Raw genomic sequence first — 4,114 nt, forward strand, 5'->3', positions numbered from 1 at the left:
GAAGCAACTGAAACTGCGGAAGCTACTGAAACTGCGGAAGCTACTGAAACTGCGGAAGCACCTGAAGCTGCGGAAGCACCTGAAGCTGCGGAAGCACCTGAAGCTGCGGAAGCAACTGAAACTGCGGAAGCTACTGAAACTGCGGAAGCACCTGAAGCTGCGGAAGCGACTGAAACTGCGGAAGCGACTGAAACTGCGGAAGCGACAGAAGCTACAGAAGCTACAGAAGCGACTGAAACCACAGAAACTGAAGCCACAGAAGTAGCTGAAGCCGCAGAAGCGACCGAGACTGCAGAAGTAGCTGAAGCATCAGATGCAACACCAGAAGCTCCTTCCGAGCCAACGGAAACAGCTGATGCTCAGAGCAGCGAAGCAAGCGAAGAGAAACCTAAGGAAGCAGAACCGCGTCGCCGTCGCCGCGGCAGCCGCGCCCCTAATGATCCTCGCGAAATTCGTCGTCGCCAGAAAGAAGCTGCCGAAAAAGGCGAGTAAGCACTTGGAATGGAGCAATGCTGAGCTGTCAGCATTGCCCTACTTTCAGGCATAAAAAAAACCGCGTATTAACGCGGTTTTTTTTATGCCTGCTCAAACCAAGATTATCTTCAGACCGACAGTGGGTACCGACGCGGCTCAGGTACTAACTCTACCCCATAACGCTCAACCACAGAGTGCTGAATCGCGCCTGCCAGCGCCATTATCTCAGCAGCACATCCACCACCATAGTTCACCAACACCAGAGCCTGCTTATCATAGACACCAACAGCGCCGGCTCGATAACCCTTCCAACCAGCCTGATCAATCAACCAGCCAGCCGCTACCTTCATAAACCCCGGACGATCCTGATAGGCCACAACATCAGGACAGTGAACTTTTAGCGCGTCATATTGCGCCTGAGGAATCACCGGATTTTCGAAGAAACTCCCCACATTACCCAACTCAAGCGGATCAGGCAGTTTGGACTGTCTAACTGCAACAACCGCATCGAAGACCGAACGCGCGGTAACCTCATCGCCAGCGAGCTGCTGCATTAAAGCACCATAACTCATAGCCGGAACAAAGTTTTTAGCAAGACGAAAACGCACGCGCGTAATGATATATCGCCCCGGGCTCGTCGACTTGAATACGCTGTTACGATACCCAAACTGGCAATCCGAAGCTGCCAGATCAACAAATACCTTTTCCCGCCGATCATAGGCTGTCAGTGATTCAAACCGATCCTTAATCTCGACCCCATAAGCACCGATATTCTGCACCGGCGCAGCACCCACAGTACCCGGGATTAGCGCTAGATTTTCCAGACCGCTCCAACCTTCACCGACGAACTGCTCAACCAACTGATGCCAGTTTTCACCCGCCTCAGCCTCAACCAGAACCGAAACATCGTCTTCCGATACTTTGCGATACCCGGCCGATTGCAAGCGTACGACAACACCGGGCAGGTAGTCTGAAAGAATCAGATTACTGCCCCCTCCGATCACCAAAAGCGGCAAATCATGCTGCTCGGCAAAACACACAGCCTCTACCAGCTCATCGTCTGAATGCACATTGATCAGATACTGAGCCTTAGATGCAAACCCAAAACTATTGAGCTGACTCAGATCGGCATTTTCCTGAAGAGATATCACTCAGCTCAGCTCCCGCCGAATATCTGCCAACAAACCCTCAGCAGCCTCTTCTACAAGATCCAGCACATGACCAAAGCCATCGCTACCGCCATAATAAGGGTCTGGGACTTCAGATTCCGAAATATTCGGCGCAAAATCCAGAAACAACCCCAAGTGCCCTTCATAATTTTCCGGACACAAGTCTTTCAGGTTCTCAAGATTGTTGTGATCCATCGCCAAGATGTAATCGAACCGCTGAAAGTCTGCTTCTACAGCCTGACGAGCACGCAATGCCGACAAATCGTATCCGCGTGATTTTGCGGCCGAAACCGAGCGCGAATCCGGACCATTTCCAACGTGATATGCCGCAGTACCTGCAGAGTCAACTTCAACCTGCATTCCCAGACCGCCGCAATCAACAACATGCTGAAACACGCCATGCGCGGTTGGAGAGCGGCAGATATTGCCCAAACAGACAAACAACACACGCTTCACGCCTGCGACTCCAGCAACTGACGGATACGCTCCAGATCTTCCGGTGTGTCCACGCCTGCAGGTGGCAGCTCATCAGCCAACGCGACATGAATCTGCGCTCCATTCCACATTGCACGCAACTGCTCAAGACACTCGGTCTCTTCCAGCGGCGCCGGTGGCCATGTCACAAAGTCGTTCAGTAATTTCACGCGGTATGCATAGATGCCGATATGACGCTGCCATGAAAACCCTTCCGGCATGCCTGAGCGCCCTTCCTCAGTATTAAACTGATCACGAGGCCACGGCATGGGCGCTCGACTGAAGTAAAGCGCACGCCCTCGGGCATCGCTCACCACCTTCACCACATTGGGATTCATCAAGCTTTCAACGTCTTCAATCGGCTCACTCAACGTGGCAATACTCGCGCTCGGCTCAGCCTTCAAGTTATGAGCCACCTGATTAATCACACGCGGCGGCACCAAAGGCTCATCACCCTGCACATTAACTACGATGTCATCGGCATAAAATCCCTGCAGCTTTACCACTTCCTGCAGACGGTCAGTACCTGAGGGATGTTCGGCAGATGTCATACACACATCTGCACCAAAACCTTTAGCCACATCCGCGATTCGCTGATCATCCGTTGCGATGATCACCCGGTCCGCTTCGCTCTCCATCGCACGCTCGTAGACGTGCTGGACCATCGGCTTACCCGCCAGGTCAGCCAGCGGCTTTCCCGGAAAGCGACTGGATGCGAAACGGGCTGGAATAATGACGGTAAAGCTCATAACTGACTCCCCTTACTTACGCTCACGCTCTTCCAGAGTCAGCTTACGCGCTTCCTCTTCCAGCATGACCGGAATACCGTCACGCACCGGATATGCCAAACCACTGGCACGACAGATGAGCTCCTGAGTTTCTGCATTCCACTCAAGAGGCGCTTTTGATACTGGGCAAACCAGCATCTCGATCAATTTTTTATCCATCACTTTCAACCGTATAGGTAATCTGTTCGAGTTTATTCAGCAACGCCGTCTCAAACTCAACGGGCAGCTCGGCGGATACCTCTAGGTACCAGCCGTCCAAATTTTTTAGATGAGACACTTTTACTGCATCCTTCTCCGTCATCACCAAAGGCAGCGATTCCGAAAACTGCAGGTCAGACAAGACATAAGGATGATGATCAGCAAAAGGATGCTCCAGTGGCTCGATACCCGCAGCCAAACGAAGTGTATCAAAGAAACGGGCCGGATTACCGATCCCCGCCACGGCATGCACGCGCTTTTCCTGCCACTGATCAACGGCAATACGCTTAGAACCGTCCAGTGCAACAAATGCAGTGGGGGTTAAGCCCATAGGAATGGCGTCAAAACCACTTTCCCCTTGCCCATTACTGATGACGAAATCGACATCACCCAAGCGCTCAACAGGCTCTCGCAACGGCCCCGCAGGCAGACAATGTCCGTTTCCGACACCTCTACGACCATCAATGACCACCAACTCAATATCACGCCCTAACGCATAGTGCTGTAGTCCGTCATCACTGATGACCAGGTCACAATCATAATGCTCTAAGAGGTATTGCACAGCAGCCGGACGATCTGGGTCCACAACAAGAGGACAACCCGAACGACGCACCAGCATACAAGGTTCATCCCCACCTTCTGCCGGCAATGTATCTTTAGTGACCGCATAAGGATAACGAGGCGCCTTAGCACCGTAGCCCCGACTCACCACACCTGGTTTGTATCCAGCCGCTTTCAGCTTTTCAATCAACCAAAGCACAACCGGTGTTTTTCCGGTCCCACCCACGGTGATATTACCAACAACTATGACAGGTACCGGCGGCCTGAACGCTTCTTTGCTGCCTGCAACATACCCCTGACGCTTACCGTCACTCACGGTACGATACAGCCACTCTAACGGGCGCAACCAAAGCGGCGCAGGTCTTTTCTGATACCAACGCGTTTCCAGCCAGCGCATACTATTTCGTCGACTCTTGAGTGATAATACTCAGCCGGGTATATCCCAGCTGC

At 52.6% G+C, this 4,114-nt stretch carries 5 protein-coding genes and 1 pseudogene; 1 reads left to right on the plus strand and 5 read right to left on the minus strand.

Annotated features, from left to right (window positions below; translation table 11 throughout):
* Window positions 1-492 (plus strand): annotated as a pseudogene (locus ABYW01_RS15750) (hypothetical protein); the annotation flags it as partial.
* A 110-nt stretch (window positions 493-602) separates the two neighbouring features.
* Here ABYW01_RS15750 and murB read toward each other — a convergent pair.
* The 5 genes from murB to lpxK are packed head-to-tail and all read right to left on the minus strand — an operon-like array spanning window position 603 to window position 4,061.
* Window positions 603-1,625 carry a UDP-N-acetylmuramate dehydrogenase gene (murB, locus tag ABYW01_RS15755; RefSeq protein WP_372834464.1) on the minus strand — a complete coding sequence of 341 codons (1,023 nt, stop codon included), beginning with the start codon at window positions 1,623-1,625 and terminating at the stop codon, window positions 603-605.
* Window positions 1,626-2,099 carry a low molecular weight protein-tyrosine-phosphatase gene (locus tag ABYW01_RS15760; RefSeq protein WP_372834466.1) on the minus strand — a complete coding sequence of 158 codons (474 nt, stop codon included), beginning with the start codon at window positions 2,097-2,099 and terminating at the stop codon, window positions 1,626-1,628.
* Complete coding sequence (gene kdsB, locus ABYW01_RS15765; protein WP_372834469.1) at window positions 2,096-2,866, minus strand: 3-deoxy-manno-octulosonate cytidylyltransferase; 771 nt, start codon at window positions 2,864-2,866, stop codon at window positions 2,096-2,098. The genes ABYW01_RS15760 and kdsB overlap by 4 nt, the downstream gene beginning before the upstream one ends.
* Window positions 2,867-2,878: 12 nt before the next feature.
* Entirely contained in the window at window positions 2,879-3,064 is a 186-nt protein-coding gene (locus ABYW01_RS15770) for a Trm112 family protein (RefSeq protein WP_228050768.1), read from the minus strand.
* Window positions 3,057-4,061 (minus strand): tetraacyldisaccharide 4'-kinase, encoded by a 1,005-nt coding sequence (lpxK, locus tag ABYW01_RS15775; protein ID WP_372834472.1) that lies wholly within the window; start codon window positions 4,059-4,061, stop codon window positions 3,057-3,059. The genes ABYW01_RS15770 and lpxK overlap by 8 nt, the downstream gene beginning before the upstream one ends.
* Between the last annotated feature and the right edge of the window lie 53 nt (window positions 4,062-4,114).

Origin of the sequence: Pontibacterium sp., assembly GCF_041587635.1 — a bacterium.
Classification (GTDB): domain Bacteria; phylum Pseudomonadota; class Gammaproteobacteria; order Pseudomonadales; family Balneatricaceae; genus Pontibacterium.

What these genes read in the sequence shown, in the direction of transcription:
- kdsB (WP_372834469.1), bottom strand. Translation starts at nt 2,866, where the DNA reads ATGAGCTTTACCGTCATTATTCCAGCCCGTTTCGCATCCAGTCGCTTT.
- ABYW01_RS15770 (WP_228050768.1), bottom strand. Translation starts at nt 3,064, where the DNA reads ATGGATAAAAAATTGATCGAGATGCTGGTTTGCCCAGTATCAAAAGCG.
- lpxK (WP_372834472.1), bottom strand. Translation starts at nt 4,061, where the DNA reads ATGCGCTGGCTGGAAACGCGTTGGTATCAGAAAAGACCTGCGCCGCTT.